Origin of the sequence: Streptomyces argenteolus, from assembly GCF_042902585.1 — a bacterium.
Classification (GTDB): Bacteria; Actinomycetota; Actinomycetes; order Streptomycetales; family Streptomycetaceae; genus Streptomyces; species Streptomyces argenteolus.
This window is the reverse complement of sequence record NZ_JBIBEG010000018.1, coordinates 1-20221: the sequence shown is the minus strand read 5'-3', so window position 1 is coordinate 20221 and position 20221 is coordinate 1. Positions and strand designations below refer to the sequence as shown.

Here is a 20221-nt window from a genome sequence, read left to right as displayed (position 1 = left end):
GCCGTGTGCGCAGCCGTGCGTGTGTCAGCTCAGCCCGATCTCGTCGTCGATGTACCGCAGCAGCTCTTCCTCGCTGACCTCGCCCAGCTCGCCGGCCCCCGCGTCCTGGGTCCGGCCACCGCCCGGCGCGGTGCCGGCCAGCGTCCTGGAGCGTTCCCGCCAGCGCAGCAACAAGGTCTCCAGACGGGCCGTCAGCTTGTTGACCTCGGCCTCGTCACGCTCGTCGTCGAGCATGGCCTCGAGCCGGAGGACGGCCTCCCTTCCCCACTCCTCCGGCTCCGTGGCGGGCAGCAGGATCTCCAGCAGACGGCCGGTCAGGGCTTCAGGAGTGGGGTAGTCGAAGACGAGCGTGGTGGGCAGCCTCGTACCGGCCATCCGCGCCAGGCGGTTGCGGAGTTCGACGGCGGTCAGCGAGTCGAAGCCGAGCTCCGTGAACGGCCGGGTGGCGGAGACCCGGTCGTCCGTTCCGTACTTGAGGACTCGGGCGATCTCACCGCGCACCGTCTCGAGGAGGGCTTCCTGCCGCTCGGCCGCGGGCAGCGCGGAGAGGCGGCCTCGCAGCTCCTGGGCGTCCGGTGCCGAGGAGCGGAGGGGCGCGGAACGCACCAGGCCGCGCAGCAGCGCGGGGGTGTCCTCGCCGCGGCGCAGCTGGGCGCGGTCCAGCTGGACCGGCGCGGAGTGCGGCAGGCCGCCGGCGAGCGCGCGGTCGAAGAGGGCGAGCCCTTCCTCCGTGCTGAGCGGCAGGACACCTCCGGCGTTCATCCGCCGCCGCCCGGATTCGCCGAGGGCGGCGGTGAGTTCGCTGGTCTCCTCCCACAGACCCCACGACAGCGACTGGGCGGGAAGACCCTCGGCACGGCGACGCACCGCCAGCGCGTCCAGGAACACGTTGGCCGCCGCGTAGTTCGCCTGCCCCGGCGAACCGAACACACCCGCCACCGAAGAGAACAACACGAACAGGTCCAGCTCAAGACCTCGGGTCGCCTCGTGCAGATGCCACGCGGCATCCACCTTCGGCCGCATCACCGACGCCAGCCGCTCCGCCGTCAGGCCCGTCATCACCCCGTCGTCCACCGCACCCGCCGCATGGACCACGCCACGCAGACCCGGGACCCCGGCGATCAGCTCCTCCACCGCGGCACGATCGGCCACGTCACACGCCACCACCCGCACCTCGGCACCCAGACCGACGAGCTCACCCATCAGTTCACCGGCGCCCGGAGCATCCTCACCACGCCGACTCACCAGCACGAGATCACGCACACCGTGCACGGCCACCAGATGGCGGGCCACCGCCGACCCGATGACACCCGTGCCCCCCGTCACCAGCACCGACCCACCGCCCGACCACGACACACCACCACCGGAAACAGCAGCAGCATCCGCACCGGCCAGGACCAATCGCGGCACCAGCACATCCCCACCACGCCAGGCGAACTCCGGCTCACCCTCAGCAACAGCCGCAGCCACCACAGACACCGGAACACCCCCGGCCCCACCATCCGCATCCACCAACACGAACCGCCCAGGATGCTCCGACTGCACAGAACGCAGCAGACCACGCACAGCCGCCTGTGCGAGATCCACCGGGTCGGTGCCCGACACGGCGACGGCGCCATGGGTGACCACGGCGAGCCTCGCATCGGCGAGCGCCTCGTCGGCGAGCCACTGCTGAGCGCGCGCGAGGGCGGCGGTCACTGCCTCACGGACCCGCCCCGGCAGGTGCTCGCCGTCGCTCTCCTGCCGGCCGGCGTCGAGGGCTGCCGCGTCCAGAAGGACGAACCGCACGCCGTCGGCGACGGCGGCCTCGATCTCCTCCGCCGACCGTGTGCCGTCCCACAGGATCGAAGGCGGTGTCGGTGCGAGCTCGTCGAACGCGCGTCGCTCCCAGCTCACTTCGTAGAGCGAACGCGCCGCGGTGGCACCCGCCGAGCGGAGTCGGGCCGCGGTGACCGGCCGCAGCTCCACCTGGTCCACGCCGAGCAACGGGATGCCGTCGGCATCTGTGGCGCGTACCCGCAGGGTGCCTTCGGCGGCCGGGGACAGCCGGACCCGTACGATCCGGGCGTCGTGGGCCGTGTCCCGGCCGGTGGCGGTGTCGAGGCCGCCGGCCCGCGCCCGTACACCACGCCAGACGGTGGGCTGCAGGGCTCCGGCGGTGCCGGGGCCGCCTTCGTCGGCAAGACGCCAGGCGTGGCAGACGGACTCCAGGAGCGCCGCACGCGGCGCCAGCTCTGCGACGGGCTGTTCGAGCAGCTCGATCTCCGCGTAGATGTCGTCGCCGATGCGCCAGGCACGACGCAGCCCCTGAAGGGCTGTTCCGAACACCTGGTCCGTGGCGAAGAGTTCGCCGTACAGCCCGGCAGTGTCCGCCGGGGTCGCGTCTGCCGGCGGCCAGGTGCCCGAGAGCCGTGCGTACGCCTCGTCGGTCTCCTCGGCCCGGGAGTGCAGCTCGGCGGTGGCGTACAGGGTCCACTCCGCGGCATCGCCGTCGGGCTGCGCGTGGACGGTGAGGCGGCGGTTCCCGGAGTCGTCGGGGGCCGCGGCCATGACCTGGACGCGGACGGCTTCGTCGGGGGGCAGGAGCAGCGCCTGGTGCTGCTCCAGGTGCGCGACGCCGGGCAGGCCGAGACGGTCCGCGGCGTACAGCGCCCAGTCGAGCAGGGCGCTCCCGGGCAGTACGGGCGTGTCGAACACGGTGTGCTCGGTGGGCGAGGCCGCGGCCGGGGTGGTGAGCCTGCCGGTGAACAGTATGGTGTCGGTCCCGGCGGGGACGACGGCCGCGGCGAGCACCGGGTGGCCGGTGGCCTCCTGTCCGACACCGCCCGGGTCCCCGAAGTCGGCGGGCGCGTCGAGCCAGTAGCGCTCCCGCTGGAACGCGTACGTCGGCAGGTCGACGGCGCCGGCCCGCTCCTCAGGGGCCGGGGTGAGAGCGGTCCAGTCCACACCGAGACCACGGGTCCACAGGACGGCGGCGTTGCGCAGGAACGCCGTGCGCTCGTCCTCGTCGCGGCGCAGAGTACCGGTGACGACGACCTCACGACCGCCGGCCTGCAGCGCGGTATCCTCCAGGGCCGCGGTGGTGACCGGGTGCGGGCTGATCTCGACGAAGGTGTCGATGCCGTCTTCCAGGAGGCCGGCGACGGCCTCCGCGAAGCGCACCGGCTGACGGAGGTTCCGGTACCAGTACTCCGCGTCGGCCTCCCGGTCCCCCACGTCCTCACCGGTCACGGTGGAGCGCCAGGTCACTCGGGGCCGCTCCGGGACGATAGGACCGAGCTCCTTGATGAGACGGTCCTTGATGACCTCGACCTGGGGCGCGTGCGAGGGGTAGGTCACGGGGATGCGGCGGGCGCGGATCCCGTCGCTTTCGCAGCCGTCCAGGAGCTGTTGCAGCGGCCCCTCGTCGCCCGCGACGACGACGGCGCCGGGACCGTTGACGGCGGCGATGACCACGCCGGTGGCGGGTTCGGCGTCCCCGTCCGTGTACCGGTCGATGAGTGCCTGGGCCTCGTCGTGGGGCACGGTCAGCGATGCCATGCCGCCGCGCCCGGCGAGCTCCTCGGCGATGACGCGGCTGCGCAGGGCCACGAGTCGCGCGCCGTCGGCCAACGACAGGGCACCGGCCACGCACGCCGCGGCGATCTCTCCCTGGGAGTGGCCGACGACCACGGAGGGCGTGATGCCACAGTGCTGCCAGACCTTCGCGAGGGAGACCATGACGGCCCAGAGGGCGGGTTGTACCACGTCGACGCGCTCCAGGGCCTGCTCGTCGCCGAGGACGTCGAGCAGGTTCCAGTCCGTGTGCGGCGCGAGCGCGTCGGCGCATGCGCGCAAGGACCCGGCGAACACCGGCGACGACTCCATCAGACCGAGTGCCATGCCCGTCCACTGGGCGCCCTGCCCGGGGAAGACGAAGGCCACGTTCGCGCCGGGACGCACGGCCCCGTGGACGAGTCCGGGGGCCTCGGCGTCCTGGCGGGCCAGGCCCGCCAGCCCTTCGGCGAAGCCCGCCGGGTCGGCGGCGAGGACGACCGCGCGCTCGTCGAAGGCGGTACGGCCGCCGATGAGCCCGGCAGCCGTCGCCGCGAGATCGGCTCCTTCGGCTGCGAAGGCACGCAGGTGCTCGGCCTGGCCGCGCAGCGCGGCGGCGGACTTGGCCGAGACGAGCCACGGCAGTACGGCCCCTTCGGCGGCGGTCAGCACCGGCTCGGGCCGCTCCACGCTCCGTTCCGGCTCGGCCTCGGGGGCCTGTTCGAGGATGACGTGGGCGTTGGTTCCGCTGATCCCGAACGAGGACACCGCAGCACGCCGCGGCCTGCCCGTCTCGGGCCAGGCGACGGCCTCGGTCACCAGCTCGACGGCACCCGCCGTCCAGTCGATGTGCTCGCTGGGCCGCTCGGCGTGCAGGGTCCGGGGCACGGTGCCGTGCCGCAGGGCGAGCACCATCTTCATGACGCCCGCGATACCGGCGGCGGCCTGGGTGTGGCCGATGTTGGACTTGACCGAGCCGAGCAGCAGCGGGCGGCCTTCGGGGCGGTCCTGCCCGTACGTCGCGAGGAGCGCCTGGGCCTCGATCGGGTCCCCCAGGGACGTACCCGTGCCGTGCGCCTCCACGACGTCCACGTCGGAGGCGGCGACCCCGGCATTGGCGAGCGCCTGACGGATGACCCGCTGCTGCGAGGGGCCGTTGGGCGCGGTCAGGCCGTTCGAAGCACCGTCCTGATTGACGGCCGAACCCTTGATGACGGCGAGGACGCGGTGACCGTTGCGGCGCGCGTCCGAGAGCCGCTCGACCAGGACCACGCCGGCGCCTTCGGCGACGCCCATGCCGTCGGCCGCGTCGGAGAACGCCTTGCAGCGGCCGTCGTGCGCGAGGCCGCGCTGGCGGGTGAACTCCGCGAAGATCGTCGGGGTCGACATCACGGTGACGCCGCCTGCGAGCGCCAGGTCGCACTCGGCACGCTGCAGGGCGCTGACGGCCATGTCCAGAGCGACCAGGGACGAGGAACAGGCGGTGTCCACGGTCACGGCGGGGCCCTCGAAGCCGAGGGTGTAGGAGACTCGGCCGGTTGCCACACTGCCCGCGTTGCCGTTGCTGAGGAAGCCCGCGACATCCTCGGGCACGGAGCGCAGGCGGGCCGCGTACTCGTGGTACATCAGGCCGGAGAACACACCGGTCCTGCTGCCGCGCAGCTCTGTCGGGTCGACGCCCGCACGCTCGATGGCCTCCCAGGACAGCTCCAGAAGCATCCGGTGCTGGGGGTCCATGGTCACGGCCTCGCGCGGGGAGATCCCGAAGAAGGAGGCGTCGAAGTCGGCGGCGTCGTGCAGGAATCCGCCCTGGTCCACCAGGGAGGTGCCGGGGCGCTCGCCCGTGGGGTCGAAGAACGAGTCGAGGGCCCAGCCGCGGTCCTTCGGGAAGCCGCTGATGCCCTCACCGCCTTCGGCGAGCATCTGCCACAGTTCCTCGGGCGAGTCGACGTGGCCGGGGAAGCGGCAGCTCATGCCGACGATGGCGATGGGCTCGTCGTCCGCCACGACCCGCGCCACCGCGCTGTCCTGCCGCACGGCCGTGCCGGCCAGGAGGCCGTGCAGATGCGCACCGAGTGCGGCCGGTGTCGGGTAGTCGAACACCAAGGTCGCGGGCAGGCGGGTGCCGGTGATCTCGTTGAGCCGGTTACGCAACTCCACAGCGGTCAGGGAGTCGAAGCCGAGGTCCTTGAAGCCGCGGTCGACGCGGACGGCGTCGGTGCCGGAGTGGCCGAGTACGGAGGCGACCTGCGCTCGGACGAGGTCGACGAGCATGCTCTCGCGCCCGTCGACGGGCGTTGTCTCGTACTGCGCACGCCAGCCACGGCCCGCGGGGGTACCGGCGGTGCGGCGCACGGGGCGGACCAGGGCGCGCAGCAGCGGGGCCACCTGGCGGCCTCCGGCGCGGGCGCGGGACAGGTCGAGACCTACAGGGACCAAGTGCGGGGCGTCGAGGGCCAGCGCCTGGTCGAAGAGGGCGAGACCTTCCTCGGTGCCGAGGGCCCGCAGTCCGCCCCGGTCGAGCCGGTCCTTGCCGGTTTCGCCGAGGGCGGCGGTGAGTTCGCTGGTCTCCTCCCACAGACCCCACGACAGCGACTGGGCAGGAAGACCCTCGGCACGGCGACGCACCGCCAGCGCGTCCAGGAACACATTGGCCGCCGCGTAGTTCGCCTGCCCCGGCGAACCGAACACACCGGCGGCCGAGGAGAACAGCACGAACAACGCAAGATCACGATCACGGGTCAGCTCGTGCAGGTTCCAGGCCCCGTCCACCTTCGGTCGAAGAACGGTGTGGAGGCGCTCGGGAGTCAGCGCGGAAACGACCCCGTCGTCCAGGGCACCTGCGGCATGCACGACACCGCGCAGTTCCTCGATCCCGTCCAGAAGCGCGCGAAGACCCGCACGGTCCGCGGCATCACACGCCTCGACCCGCACCGACGCACCCGACGCGGTGAGATCGGCGACCAGTTCACCGGCGCCCGGAGCGTCCTCACCACGCCGACTCACCAGCACGAGATCACGCACACCGTGCACGGCCACCAGATGGCGGGCCACCGCCGACCCGATGACACCCGTGCCCCCCGTCACCAGCACCGACCCACCGCCCGACCACGACACACCACCACCGGAAACAGCAGCAGCATCCGCACCGGCCAGGACCAATCGCGGCACCAGCACATCCCCACCACGCCAGGCGAACTCCGGCTCACCCTCAGCAACAGCCGCAGCCACCACAGACACCGGAACACCCCCGGCCCCACCATCCGCATCCACCAACACGAACCGCCCAGGATGCTCCGACTGCACAGAACGCAGCAGACCACGCACAGCCGCCTGTACCGGGTCGGGCAGGTCCTCGGGCGCGTTGCCGACGGCACCGCCGCCGGTCAGCACGGCGAGCCTGGCCCGCGTGGGTGTCTCCAGGGCGAGCCACTCCTGGACGCGCGCCAGCACGACGCCGACCAGGGCGTGGGCCGTGGCCGGCACGTCTCCGCCGGGCAGCTCCTGGGCGGTGCAGTCGAGCAGCACCAGCTCGGGGTCGTCGGCGACGACCTCGGCGAGCGGGGTGCCCGGGTGCCAGGGGACGGCGGGGAGTGCGGCGGCGGTCGCGGGCCGCCAGGCGTCCCAGCGCGGGACGTACAGCGACCGGGTGGGGGCCGCCGCGCGCACGTCGGCGGCGGAGAGCGGGCGCAGCACGAGTGTGTCCACGGAGGCGACGGGTGTACCCGCGGCATCCGTGGCCAGCAGCCGTACGCCGTCGCCACCGGCCGCGGTCAGCCGGACGCGCAGCGAGGTGGCGCCGTCGCTCCAGGTCTGCACGCCGGACCAGGCGAACGGGAGGCGCACCGCGTCCTCGTCCCCGAACACGCCGCCCGGGCCCATGGCATGGAGGGCGGCGTCGAGGAGAGCGGGGTGGGCGAGGAAGTCACCGGCGTCCGCCTCTTCGGGCAGGGCCACTTCGGCGAACACCTCGTCACCGCGACGCCAGACGGCCTGCAGGCCCTGGAAGGCGGGGCCGTACTCGTAGCCGCGCTCGAACAGCGCGCCGTAGATGTCTCCCAGCTCGACGGGGGCGGCGCCTGCAGGCGGCCAGGCGCCCTGGAGGTCACCGAGCTCCTCCGGCGCCCGTACCTCTTCGGCCGTCAGGGTGGCGGTCGCGTGCCGGATCCACTCCGCGGGCTCCTCCTGGTCGGCGGTGCCGGTCCTGGAGTGGATCGTGGCGGTCCGCGCACCGGACTCGTCGGCCTCGGCGATCTGGACCTGGAGGGTCACGCCGGTGTCCGCGGTGAGGGTGAGGGGGCGCTCCAGGGTGAGCTCCTGAACCCGGCCGCAGCCCCTCTCCCGGCCTGCGGCGAGAGCGAGTTCGAGGAAGGCGGTGCCGGGAAGGAGTACGGCATCCAGGAGGACGTGGTCGGCCAGCCACGGGTGCGTCGGCAGGGAGATCCTGCCCGTGAGGACGGCCGTGCCGGACTCGGCGGGGATCGTGGCAGCGGCGAGCAGCGGGTGGGTGACCGGGTCGAGCCCGATGCCCGTGGCGTCCCCGGTGCCGGCGGCACCCTCCATCCAGAAGCGGCGCCGCTGGAACGGGTACGTCGGCAGCCCGGCCCCATCGGCCGGACCGGCCGGGGTGGCGGTGGTGCCCGCGCCGTTCCGGAAGGTGTCCCAGGAGATGCCGACGCCGCGGGTCCACAGGGTGGCGGCGGCACGGGTCAGAGCGGTGCTCTCGTCCTGGTCCCGGCGGAGCGTACCCGAGACGACCACGTCGTCGTGGCCCGCGGCAGCCGCGAGATCCTCGATGGCGGGGGCGATCACCGGGTGCGGGCTGATCTCGACGAACGTGTCGATGCCGCGGCCGAGGAGGGCGGTGACCGTATCGGCGAAGCGCACCGGCTCGCGCAGGTTCCGGTACCAGTACCGCGCGTCGGCACGGTCGCCGTCGAGGGGCGCCACGGTCACCGACGAGTACATCGGTACGGAGCCGGCGCGGGGCGCGAGGGCTCCGGTGACCTGGAGGAGCCGGTCACGGATGCTCTCCACGTGCGGGGTGTGGGACGCGTAGTCGACCGGGATGGTGCGGGCACGGACGTCGGCGGCCTCGGCGGCCTCGGAGACCTCGGCAAGCGCCTCGGGGGCGCCGGCGACGACGGTCGCGCCGGGGCCGTTGACGGCGGCCACCCACACGTCGTCGCGTCCGCCGAGGAGTTCGGCGGCGCGCTCCGCCGAGGCGGCCAGGGAGACCATGCCACCCTGCCCGGCAAGGTCCTGGGCGATGGTGCGGCTGCGCAGCGCGACCAGGCGCGCCCCGTCCTCGACGGAGAGGATGCCGGCGGCGCAGGCGGCAGCGATCTCGCCCTGGGAGTGTCCCACCACGACGTCGGGCGTGACGCCCGCGACCTGCCAGACCTTGGCGAGGGAGACCATGACGGCCCACAGCACGGGCTGCACCACGTCGACGCGCCCCAGGGCTTGTTCGTCGCCGAGGACGTCGAGCAGGCTCCAGTCGGCGTGTGGCGCCAGTGCGTCGGCGCACTCGCGCATGGCCTCGGCGAAGACCGGCGAGGACGTGAGGAGCCCGGTGGCCATGCCGGTCCACTGGGAGCCCTGGCCGGGGAAGACGAACGCGACCTTGGCGCCGGGGCGTGCGGTGCCGTGCACCAGGCCGGGCGCGTCCGCCGTACCGTCGGCCAGCGAGGCGAGCGCCGCGGGGCGCTCGTCGCCGAGGACGACGGCGCGGTGGGTGAACGAGGCACGGGTTCGGACGAGGGCGGCGGCGACGGCGTCCGTGTCCGGGGCGCCCGCGTCGGCGAGGAAGGTGAGCAGCCTGCCGCCCTGGGCGTGCAGCGCGGCGGCGTTCTTGGCGGACAGCGGCCAGGGAGCGGGGACGCCGGTGAGCACCGCCGGAGGCGCATCGCCCGCGGACGGCTCCTCGGCCTCGGGTGCCTGCTCGAGGATGACGTGGGCGTTGGTTCCGCTGATACCGAACGAGGACACAGCAGCTCGCCGCGGCCTGCCCGTCTCGGGCCAGGCGACGGCCTCGGTCACCAGCTCGACGGCACCCGCCGTCCAGTCGACGTGCGGGGTGGGCTCGTCCACGTTCAGGGTGGGCGGCACCACGCCGTGCTGCAGGGCGAGCACCATCTTGATGACGCCCGCGATCCCGGCGGCGGCCTGGGTGTGGCCGATGTTGGACTTGACCGAGCCGAGCAGCAGGGGGCGGCCTTCGGGGCGGTCCTGCCCGTACGTCGCGAGGAGCGCCTGGGCCTCGATCGGGTCGCCCAGGGTCGTGCCGGTGCCGTGCGCCTCCACAGCGTCGATGTCGGACGCGGCGAGCCCCGCGTTGTCGAGCGCCGAGCGGATGACCCGCTGCTGGGAAGGGCCGTTGGGTGCGGTCAGGCCGTTCGACGCGCCGTCCTGGTTGACCGCGGAGCCACGGATGACGGAGAGAACGCGGTGGCCGTTGCGGCGCGCGTCCGAGAGCCGCTCGACGAGCAACACGCCGACGCCCTCACCCCAGGCGGTGCCGTCGGCCCCGGCCGCGAACGCCTTGACGAGACCGTCCTGTGCAAGCCCGCGCTGCTTGCTGAACTCGGTGAAGGCGTCCGGCGTCGACATCACCATCACGCCGCCCACCACGGCCAGCGAGCTCTCCTTGCCGCGCAGCGACTGCGCCGCGAGGTGCAGCGCGGTCAGCGAGGACGAACAGGCGGTGTCGACGGTGACGGCCGGCCCCTCGAACCCGTACGTGTAGGAGAGGCGTCCGGAGAAGATGCTGGAGGCGTTGCCGGTCAGCAGGTATCCCTCGCTGTCCTGCGTGCTGCCCGCGTTCGAGCCGTAGCCGGACAGGACGCCGCCGACGAAGACACCCGCGCTCTCGCCGCGCAGCGTGCCCGGGTCGATCCCGGCCCGCTCGAACGCCTCCCAGGATGCCTCCATGAGCACGCGCTGCTGCGGGTCCATGGCGAGGGCCTCGCGCGGGGATATCTCGAAGAACTCCGCGTCGAAGTCCGCGGCGCCGTCGATGAACCCACCCTTGCGGATGTACGAGCTCCGCGGGCGCAGCCCCTCCGGGTCGTAGAGAGCCCCCAGGTCCCACCCGCGGTCCGCGGGGAAGTCCGCGATGCCCACGCGCCCTTCGGCGACCAGCTCCCACAGGTCCTCGGGGGTCTGCACCCCACCGGGAAACCGGCAGCTCATGCCGATGACGGCGAGCGGCTCTCGGGCGGCCTCCTCGACGGCACGCAGCCGTGCGTAGGAGTCGCGGGCGTCGGCGACCGCCTGCTTCAGGTACTCGCGGAGCTTCTGCTCGTTCGACATCCAGTCCTCTTCCGGTCCGGCAAATGCGGTCAGCAGGTGGATTCACATGGCGGACGGGGTGGCCCGCCCGCCGGTCAGCTGGACCATGGCCTGTTGTCCATGAGCTCGAACAGTTCCGCGTCGGTCACGTCGGTCAGGCTGGCCGGGTGGTCGCCGGCGTCGCTCCTGGTCCACTTGGCGAGAACCGCCCGCAGCCGCACCGTGAGGTTGGCACGCCTCGGGTCGTCGTCGGCGACCTCGTCGAGCAGCGCCTCCAGGGCGGAGAGCCGGCTCGCGGCGAGCGCGGCCGGGTCGATCTCCGGGAGCAGTTGCTGCCTGAGGTGGGCTGCGACGGCCGCGGGCGTGGGGTGGTCGAACAGCAGGGTGACCGGGAGCCGCAAACCGGTGGCGGCGTTGAGCCGGTTCCGCAGCTCGACGGTGGTGAGCGAGTCGAAGCCGAGGTTCTTGAACGGCCGCTCGGCGGCCACGGTCTCGGTGTCGTCATGGCCGAGGACGACCGAGGCCTGCCGGCGCACCTCCTCGGTCAGCAGTTCCTCGCACTCCTTCGGGGACAGCCGCGCCAGGCGTTCGGCGAGCCCGCCGCCGCTCCCGTTGTCCGTGGTGGAGCCGGCCGCCGTCCGCTTGGCGGGAGCCCTGACCAGGCCGCGCAGCAGGGGTGCGACGTCTCCGGTGAACCTGGAAGGGTCCAGCTGCACGGGGACGGTGTGGGTGTGGTTGTCGCCGGTGGCGGCGTCGAAGAGGGCGAGGCCGTCGGCCGTGGACAGGGCCCGTACACCGGTACGTGCCATCCGGTCGAGGTCCGCCTGGTCGAGCTCACCGGTGATCCCGCTGGTCTGCGCCCACAGCCCCCAGGAGAGGGACTGTGCGGGAAGTCCGAGGCGGCGACGGTGGTGCGCGAGGCCGTCCAGGAAGGCGTTGGCCGCCGCGTAGTTGGCCTGGCCGGGCGCGCCGAACACTCCGGAGGCGGAGGAGAACATCGCGAAGAGGGCGAGGTCCTTGCCGCGGGTGAGCTCGTGCAGGTGCCAGGCGGCGTCAGCCTTGGGGCGCAGCACCGTGTCGAGCCGTTCGCGGTTCAGTGCCGTGATCACCCCGTCGTCGATCACGCCTGCGGCGTGCACCACGCCCCGCAGGTCTTCGATGCCGTGCAACAGGGCCGCGAGGTCGTCGCGGTCGGCGGCATCGCACGCCACGACGCGGGCGGTGGCGCCGAGTTCGGCGAGCTCCGCGACCAGTTCCGTGGCGCCGGACGCCTCGGGGCCGCGGCGGCTGGTGAGCACCAGGTCCGTGACACCGTACCGCTGAGCCAGGTGCCGGGCGACGGAGGCGCCGATGGAGCCGGTGCCGCCGGTGACCAGGACGGTGCCGTCCAGGGTCGCCGTGGGAATGGTGAGGGCGACCTTGCCGATGTGCTTGGCCTGGCTGAGGTAGCGGAAGGCCTCGGGCGCCCGGCGGGCGTCCCAGGTGGTCACCGGGAGCGGGGACAGCACGCCTTCCTCGAAGAGGTGAGCGAGGTGGGTGAGCATCTCGCCGATGCGCCGGGCGCCTGCTTCGCCGAGGTCGAAGGAGCGGTAGAACGTGCCGGGCCAGGAGGCGTTGACGGCCCCCGGTTCCCGGATGTCGGTCTTGCCCATCTCGATGAACCGGCCCTCGGGGACCAGCAGGTCGAGCGAGGCGTCGGTGAACTCCCGTGCCAGGCAGTTGAGAACGACGTCGACGCCGCGGCCACCGCTTGCGGCGCGGAAGGTATCGGCGAAGTCCAGCGTGCGCGAGGACGCGAGGCGTTCGGCGGGTATGCCGGAGGCGCGCACGGTCGGCCACTTGGGCTCACTGGCGGTGGCGTACACCTCGATGCCCCAGTGGCGTGCGAGCTGGACGGCTGCCATGCCCACGCCGCCGGCCGCGGCGTGGACGAGCAGTGATTCGCCCTCCTTGACGCGGGCGAGGTCCTGCAGCGCGTAGTACGCGGTGAGGAACACGGTGGGCACGGCGGCGGCCTGGGCGAAGGACCAGCCGGTGGGGATCGGCGCGACGGTACGGGCGTCGGTGACGGCCAGCGGTCCCGCGTACGAGCCGGACAGCAGGCCCATCACGCGGTCGCCGACACGGACGCCGGTGACGCCCGGGCCGACCTCGGTGACGAAGCCCGCGCCCTCGGAGCCGAAGGCCATGTCGGTGAAGGAGTCGGCGACGTCGACCACGCCCAGGGCGAGCAGGACGTCGCGGAAGTTCACGCCGGTCGCCCGGACCTCGACGCGCACCTGGCCGTCGGCCAGCGGCGCTTCGGCCTGGGGGCACGACACGAGCCGAAGCCCTTCGAGGGTGCCGCTCCCGTCCACGTCGAGGCTCCACGCACCGTCGGCGGGCGGGGCCAGGGTGTCGGCGGGGACCACGCGGACAAGCCGGGGCGCCAGCGGGGCGCCGGCGCGCACCACGCTCTCCGTCTCCCCCGCGGCCACGGCGGCGGCGACGCAGGCGGGCAGGGCGGCGGCCGAACGGGCATCGCCGTCCAGGTCGACCTGGACGATCCTGCCGGGGTTCTCGGAGCAGGCCGAGCGCACCAGGCCGCGGACCGCGGAGTGCACCGGGTCGGTGCTGTCGCCGGGCACGGCGGCGGCTCCGCAACGGGTGACGACCGCGAGGGTGGCGGTCTCGGTCTCCTCGGCTGCGAGCCATGCCTGCAACGCGTCGAGGATGGCTCCGGTCAGCTCGCGGGTGGCGGCCAGAGTGTCGTCGCCTCCCGCGGGCACGGGCAGCAGCACCACGCCGGGCAGTTCCTCGCCGGTGCGTACCGCCTCCTGGAGCGCGGCGAGGTCGGCGAACCGGACGGCTCCCTCGGGGCCTCCGGCGAGGTCGCCCGCGCCGCCGAGCACGGCCGGGCTCTGCCCGGACTGTTCGGGGGCCTCGGGCAACGTGACCCAGTCGAGGCGGAACAGGCCGTCCACGCGCGGCCGTTCGCGGACGTCGTCGGCCGCCACGGGGCGCGAGGTGAGCTCGTCGACGGTGAGTACGGGCAGACCCGAGGAGTCGGTCATCGTCAGGGACAGGGCGTCTGCACCGCTCGGGGTGAGCCGGACGCGGGCCGTGGTGGCTCCGGTGGCGTGCAGGCGTACCCCACCGAAGGAGAACGGCAGCCTCGGCTCGATGCCGCTCTCCTGGTCGAGGGCGGTGGCGATCTGGCTGTGCAGGGCCGCGTCGAAGAGCGCCGGGTGCACGCCGAAGCCGGCTGCGTCCGCGCCGCCCCGCTGGTCCAGGCCGACCTCGGCGAAGAGCTCGTCGCCGCGCCGCCACAGGGCACGCAGCCCCTGGAAGACGGGGCCGTAGGAGTAGCCCCATTCACCCAGCCGCTCGTACAGGCCCTCGACGGGCACCGGCGTCGCGTCGGGCGGCGGCCAGGCGGACTGCTCGGCCACGGGCGCGGCGGCGGGCTCCGCGGTCAGCGCGCCACTGGCGTGGCCCGTCCACTCCTGCCCGCCACCGTCGCCACCGGTCGCGCGGGAGAAGATCCGCACCTGGCGGGCCCCTGTCTGGTCGGCCTCGCCGACGGTGACCTGAACGTCGACGCCAGGTCCTTCGGCGGCCACGGCCAGCGGACTCTCCAGAACGAGTTCGGCGACCTGGTCACAACCCACGTACTCGCCGGCGCGCAGGGCGAGCTCGACCAGAGCGGTACCGGGTACGAGGACACGGCCAAGGATCTGGTGGTCGGCGAGCCAGGGGTGGGTGCGGGTGGAGATCCTGCCGGTGAGTACGTAGCGGTCTCCGTCGGCGGCCTCCACACCCGCGGACAGCAGCGGGTGCCCCACGAGGGAGAGCCCGGCGCCGGAGACATCGGCTGCGCCGCCGGTTCCCGCGGAGAGCCAGTAGCGGCGGCGCTGGAAGGCGTAGGTGGGCAGGTCGACGACATCGGTGGCGCCGGTGGCGTACACCGCGTCCCAGTCGACGTGGACGCCGCCGGTCCACAGCTGCGCCAGGGAGGTCAGGAGCCGGCGGGTGCCGCCGTCGTTCCTGCGCAGGGTTCCGGTGACGGTGGCGGCGCGGGCGCCTGCCTGCTGGTTCGCGACCGTGTCCTGGACCGCGGTCAGCAGGACCGGGTGCGGGCTGACCTCCACGAAGGCGGTGTTGCCCTCGTCCAGGAGCAGTTGGACGGTCTCGTGGAAGCGGACGGGCTCGCGCAGGTTGCGGTACCAGTACTCGGCGTCGAGCGTCTCGCCGGGCACGGGCCCGGCGGTGACGGTCGAGTACAGCGGCGTGTCCCCGGCGCGCGGGGCGACCGGAGCGGCAAGGGCGAGCAGTTGGTCGCGCACCCGCTCGGTGTGCGGGGTGTGGGACGCGTACTCGATGCCGACCTTCCGCGGCCGGAGCCCGGCGGCCTCGGCCTCGGCGTTCACCTCGGCGAGAGCGTCGAGGTCGCCGGCCACGACGGTGGACTCGGGGCCGTTGACCGAGGCGATCCACACTCCGGTCCGGCCCTCGATGAGCGCGGCGGCCTGCTCGGACGTCGCGGAGAGCGAGTACATGGCGCCCTTGCCCGACAGGTGCTCGTTGAACACCCGGCTGCGCAGGGCCACGAGGCGGGCGCCGTCCGCCAGCGACAGCGCACCGGCCGCGCAGGCGGCGGCGATCTCGCCCTGCGAGTGGCCGACGACAGCGGCGGGCACGACGCCCAGGGAGCGCCACAACCGCGCGAGGGAGACCATGACGGACCACAGCACAGGCTGGACGACGTCGTCGCGCTCCAGCTTCTCGCCGCTTCGCAGCAGTTCGACCGGGTCCCAGTCGAGGTGCTGAGCCAGCTCATCGGCGCACTCACGCATGGCCTCGGCGAACACCGGCGAGGCGGCCATGAGGTCGATGGCCATACCCGCCCACTGGGAACCCTGGCCGGGGAAGACGAACACCACCTTCGCGTCGGACGAGGCGGCCTCCCCCATCGTGACGTGCGCGGAGGCCTCCTGCCCGGCGACGGCATCGAGACCGGACAACAGCCCGTCCCGCTCCCCCGACAGAACGACGGCACGGTGCCGGAGCGCGGTGCGGTTCAGGGCGAGCGCGCGGCCGGTCCCGAGGGTGTCCGCAGCGGTGTCGGCGGCGAACTCGCGTACTCGAGAAGCCTGTTCACGCAGTGCACGGGGAGTGTGGCCCGATATGACCCACGGCACGGTGGCGCCGTCCGCGGTGAGCGGCGCGGGGGCCCCGGAGGGTGTTCCGGCGGAATCGGCCTCGGCGGCCTCGTCCTCGTACTGTTCCAGGATCACGTGCGCGTTGGTGCCGCTCACGCCGAACGCGGAGATCCCCGCGCGCCGCGGCTGCCCGGTGCTCGGCCAGTCGGTCGCCTCGGTGACGAGGCGGATGCGGCCCGTCCCCCAGTCGACGTGCGGGGTGGGCTCGTCCACGTTCAGGGTGGGCGGCACGATGCCGTGCTGGAGGGCGAGCACGGTCTTGATGACGCCGGCCACTCCCGCGGCAGCCGCCGTGTGGCCGATGTTGGACTTCACGGAGCCGAGCAGCAGCGGGCGGCCTTCGGGGCGGTCCTGGCCGTACGTGGCGAGCAGGGCCTGGGCCTCGATCGGGTCGCCGAGCGTGGTGCCGGTGCCGTGCGCCTCGACGACGTCGACCTCGGAGGCCGCCAGACGGGCGTTGCCGAGCGCCTGGCGGATGACCCGCTGCTGCGCGGGACCGTTGGGCGCGGTGAGGCCGTTGGACGCGCCGTCCTGGTTGACGGCGGAGCCGCGCAGCACGGCAAGGACGCGGTGGCCGTTGCGGCGCGCGTCCGAGAGGCGCTCGACGAGCAGCACGCCGACACCCTCGCCCCAGGCGGTGCCGTCGGCCGAGGCCGCGAACGCCTTGACGCGGCCGTCGGAGGCGAGGCCCTGCTGCTTGGTGAACTCGGTGAACATGCTGGGCGTCGACATGATCGTCACACCGCCCGCGAGGGCCATCGTGCACTCGCCCTTGCGCAGCGCGTGCGCGGCCAGGTGCAGCGCGACCAGGGAGGACGAGCAGGCCGTGTCCACGGTGAGCGCCGGGCCCTCGAAGCCGAAGGTGTAGGCGATGCGGCCGGAGGCGACGCTCGCGGCGTTGCCGATGCCCATGAAACCGGCGAGCTCGGGCTGGTCGTTGCCGAGCATCAAGGTGGCGTAGTCCTGGCCGTTGGTGCCGACGAACACACCGGTCCTGCTGCCGCGCAGCGCCTTGGAGTCGATCCCGGCCCGCTCGATGGCCTCCCAGGAAGTCTCCAGGAGGAGGCGCTGCTGCGGATCCATGGCGAGGGCCTCACGCGGCGAGATCCCGAAGAAGTCCGCGTCGAATTCGGGGGCGTCGTACAGGAACGCGGCGGCGCGGGTGGCCGATCGTGCCTCCTGTCCGGGACCGCTCCCGAAGAGTGCGGCCAGGTCCCAGCCGCGGTCCGTGGGGAACTCGCCGACGCCGTCGGCCCCTTGGAGCACCAGCTTCCACAGCTCCTCGGGGGCGTCGACGCCGCCGGGGAAGCGGCAGCCCATCCCGATGATGGCGATGGGTTCCCGCTCCGAGTCCTCGACCTCGCGCAGTCGGCCGCGGACCTTGTGCAGGTCGGCGGTGACCCGCTTGAGGTAGTCGAGAGTCTTGTCCTCATCCATGGTGGATCCCATTCGTGTGTCGTGCCGCCTTACGCCTTGCCGCTCGCCACTCGTGCGCGCGGTTCCGCCGGGTGCGCCGGCTCGTTCGTGCTCAAGGGCTCCGCCGTCGTGCGCCGGCCCGTTCGTGCTTCCCGGACTGCTGTGGCTCACAGGCCGAGCTCGTTCTCGATGAAGTCGAAGACCTCGTCGCGCGACGCGGACCGCAGATGTTCGGCGGTCGCCTCACGGGGTACGTCCGAGGACCAGCGCTCCGCCAGGGCCGTCAGCCTGGCCAGAACGTCCGGCGAGGGGGCCGCGTGGGCCGCGACCGCGGCAAGGCTTCCCTCGAGACGGTCGATCTCGGCGAGCACGGACTTCTCCGACGGTTCGCCCTCGCCCAGTTCGGAGCGCAGATGCTCCGCGAGTTCGGCCGGGGTGGGGTAGTCGAAGATCGAGGTGGCCGAGACGGCGAGCCCGGTGGCCTCGGTCAGCCGGTTGCGGAACTGGACCGCCGCGAGCGAGTCGAAACCCACGTCGCGGAACGGCTTGTCCGCCTCGATCGCCGCGATCCCCGTGTGTCCGAGCACGACCGCCGCATGGGTGCGGACCAACTCGGTCAGCGCCTGCTGCCGGTCGGCGCCGGAGAGTCCGGACAGACGTCGCCGGAGCTCCTCCGCGCCGTCCTCGGCAGGCTCGGCGGCTGCCTGCGCCCGCAGGGCCTCGGGAATGTCGGACAGCAGGTTGCTGGGCCGCGCCGAGGTGTACGACAGGGCGAACTTCTCCCAGTCGACGTCGGCCACCGTCAGGCAGGTCACCCGCTGGTCGATCGCATGCCGGAGCAGGGTCAGGGCGGTGTCCGGTGCGAGCGCCCGCACACCGCGTCGGCGCAGGTGCGCCTCGGCGTCGCCCTGGGCCGCCATGCCGCCCTCGCTCCACGGCCCCCACGCCACCGAGGTGGCGACGGCGCCGCGCGTCCTGCGCCGTTCGGCGAGCGCGTCGAGGTAGGCGTTGGCGGCTCCGTAGGCGCCTTGTCCGGCACCGCCCCAGACGCCGGCCGTGGAGGCGAACAGCACGAACGCGTCCAGTTCGGTGTCGGCGAAGGCTTCGTCGAGGTGGCGTGCGCCGTCGGCCTTGCCCGCGCTGATGGCGGTCACGTCGTGTGCCTGTGTCTCGTCGATGCGGCTGGTCTGAGTGACTCCCGCGGTGTGCAGCACCGACGTGACGCGCACACCGTCGGCGGCGAGCTCGCCGAGCAGCGCGTCCAGCTCACCCCGGTCGGCGACGTCGCACGCGGCGATGGTCACCTTGACTCCCATGCCAATCAGTTCGGCTTCCAGAGCTGCGGCTCCGGGAGCCTCGCGGCCCCTGCGGCTGGTCAGCACCAGATGCTCCACGCCCGAACGCGCCAGCCAACGGGCCACATGGGTGCCCAGGGCGCCGGTGCCGCCCGTGACCAGGGCCGTGCCGCGTGGGGTCCAGCCCGCGTCCACCGTGACCGCGCGGGGGGCGCGCCGCAGCCGCCGGGCGAAGAGGCCGCCGACGCGCAGCGCCACCTGGTCCTCACCGGTGGTCCCGGCCAGAACGGCGCCCAGCCGTGCGGTGTCCCGCGGTCCGAGCTCCTCGGGCAGGTCGATGAGCCCGCCCCAGCGCTCCGGGTGCTCCAGCGCGGCCACCCGGCCGAGGCCCCAGACCTGCGCCTGGCCCGGCCTGGTCTCCTCAGCTGCGACGGCCACCGCGCCCTGGGTGACGCACCACAGGGGTGCCGGGACGTCCGCCTCGCCCAGGGCGCGCACCAGTGCGTGGGTGACGGCCAGCGGCCAGGCGTCGCTCCGGCCCTCCGCCAGCGCGACGAGGGCCAGCACTCCGCGCACGGGGGTGTCCGCGACCACGGCACGGAGCCTCCCGGCGAGGACACCGGGGTCCGTGGCGCCCTCCATGTCGGCGGAGACGTCCATGGTCACGACGGGGAGGCCCTGCCTCTCCAGCGTCGCGACACACTCGGTGGCGGCCGTGCCCCCCGCGGTGATCACCAGCCAGGTTCCGGTCGGCTGTGCGGCGGGTTCCGCGAGAGGACGCCAGTTCACCTCGTAGCAGAGCGCGCCGAGGTTCGAGCGCTCCTTGGACCTGCGGCGCCAGTCGGCGAGGACCGGCAGGATCTCCCGCAGCGGCGACTGCCGCTCCTCCTCGTCGACGCCCAGGGCGCGGGCCAGGACCTCCATGTCCTCGCCCTCCACGGCGGTCCAGAACGCCTGGTCGGACTCGGAGGTGTGCTCCTGACCGCTGGTGACGGGGGCGTCCAGCCAGTAGCGCTGTCGGTTGAAGGCGTACGTGGGCAACGCGACCCGCCGGCCGGGACGCAGCCCCGGCCACGACACCACCGCCCCCCGCGCATACAGACGCGCCAGCCCCCGAACGAACGAGGCCACCTCACCCTGCCCCACCCGCACCGAGGGAACCGCGACCACACCCTCACCACTGCCCTGCACCAGACCCGACAACACCGCCTCAGGACCGACCTCGACGAACTCCGTCACCCCCCGACCCACCAAACACTCCACACCGTCCCCGAACCGCACAGCCTCCCGAGCATGACGCACCCAGTACTCGACCGAAGCCAACTCCCCCGCCCCAGCCACCGAACCCGTCACATTCGACACCACAGCAACACCCGGCTCGCTGAAAGACACCCCCCGCAACACCGCCGCGAACTCCTCCAGCACCGGCTCCACCAACGGCGAATGAAACGCCTGACTCACCCGCAACCGCCGAGAACGGCA

3 protein-coding genes are annotated in these 20221 nt (G+C 73.3%); all 3 read right to left on the bottom strand.

All coding sequences use genetic code 11. The annotated features are described in order from the left end of the window. Nucleotides 1-24: 24 nt before the first annotated feature. A complete protein-coding gene (locus tag ACFY8O_RS33565) occupies nucleotides 25-10704 on the bottom strand; it encodes an SDR family NAD(P)-dependent oxidoreductase (protein ID WP_449341839.1) in 10680 nt (3559 codons plus the stop codon). A gap of 218 nt (nucleotides 10705-10922) precedes the next feature. Further along, the gene (locus tag ACFY8O_RS33560) at nucleotides 10923-17465 is read right to left on the bottom strand and encodes an SDR family NAD(P)-dependent oxidoreductase (RefSeq protein WP_387909067.1); all 6543 of its coding nucleotides are present in this window, start codon (nucleotides 17463-17465) and stop codon (nucleotides 10923-10925) included. 146 nt (nucleotides 17466-17611) lie between these two features. Beyond that, nucleotides 17612-19978: an SDR family NAD(P)-dependent oxidoreductase gene (locus ACFY8O_RS33555; protein ID WP_387909065.1), complete on the bottom strand. Its 2367-nt coding sequence runs from the start codon at nucleotides 19976-19978 to the stop codon at nucleotides 17612-17614. Nucleotides 19979-20221: the final 243 nt, after the last annotated feature.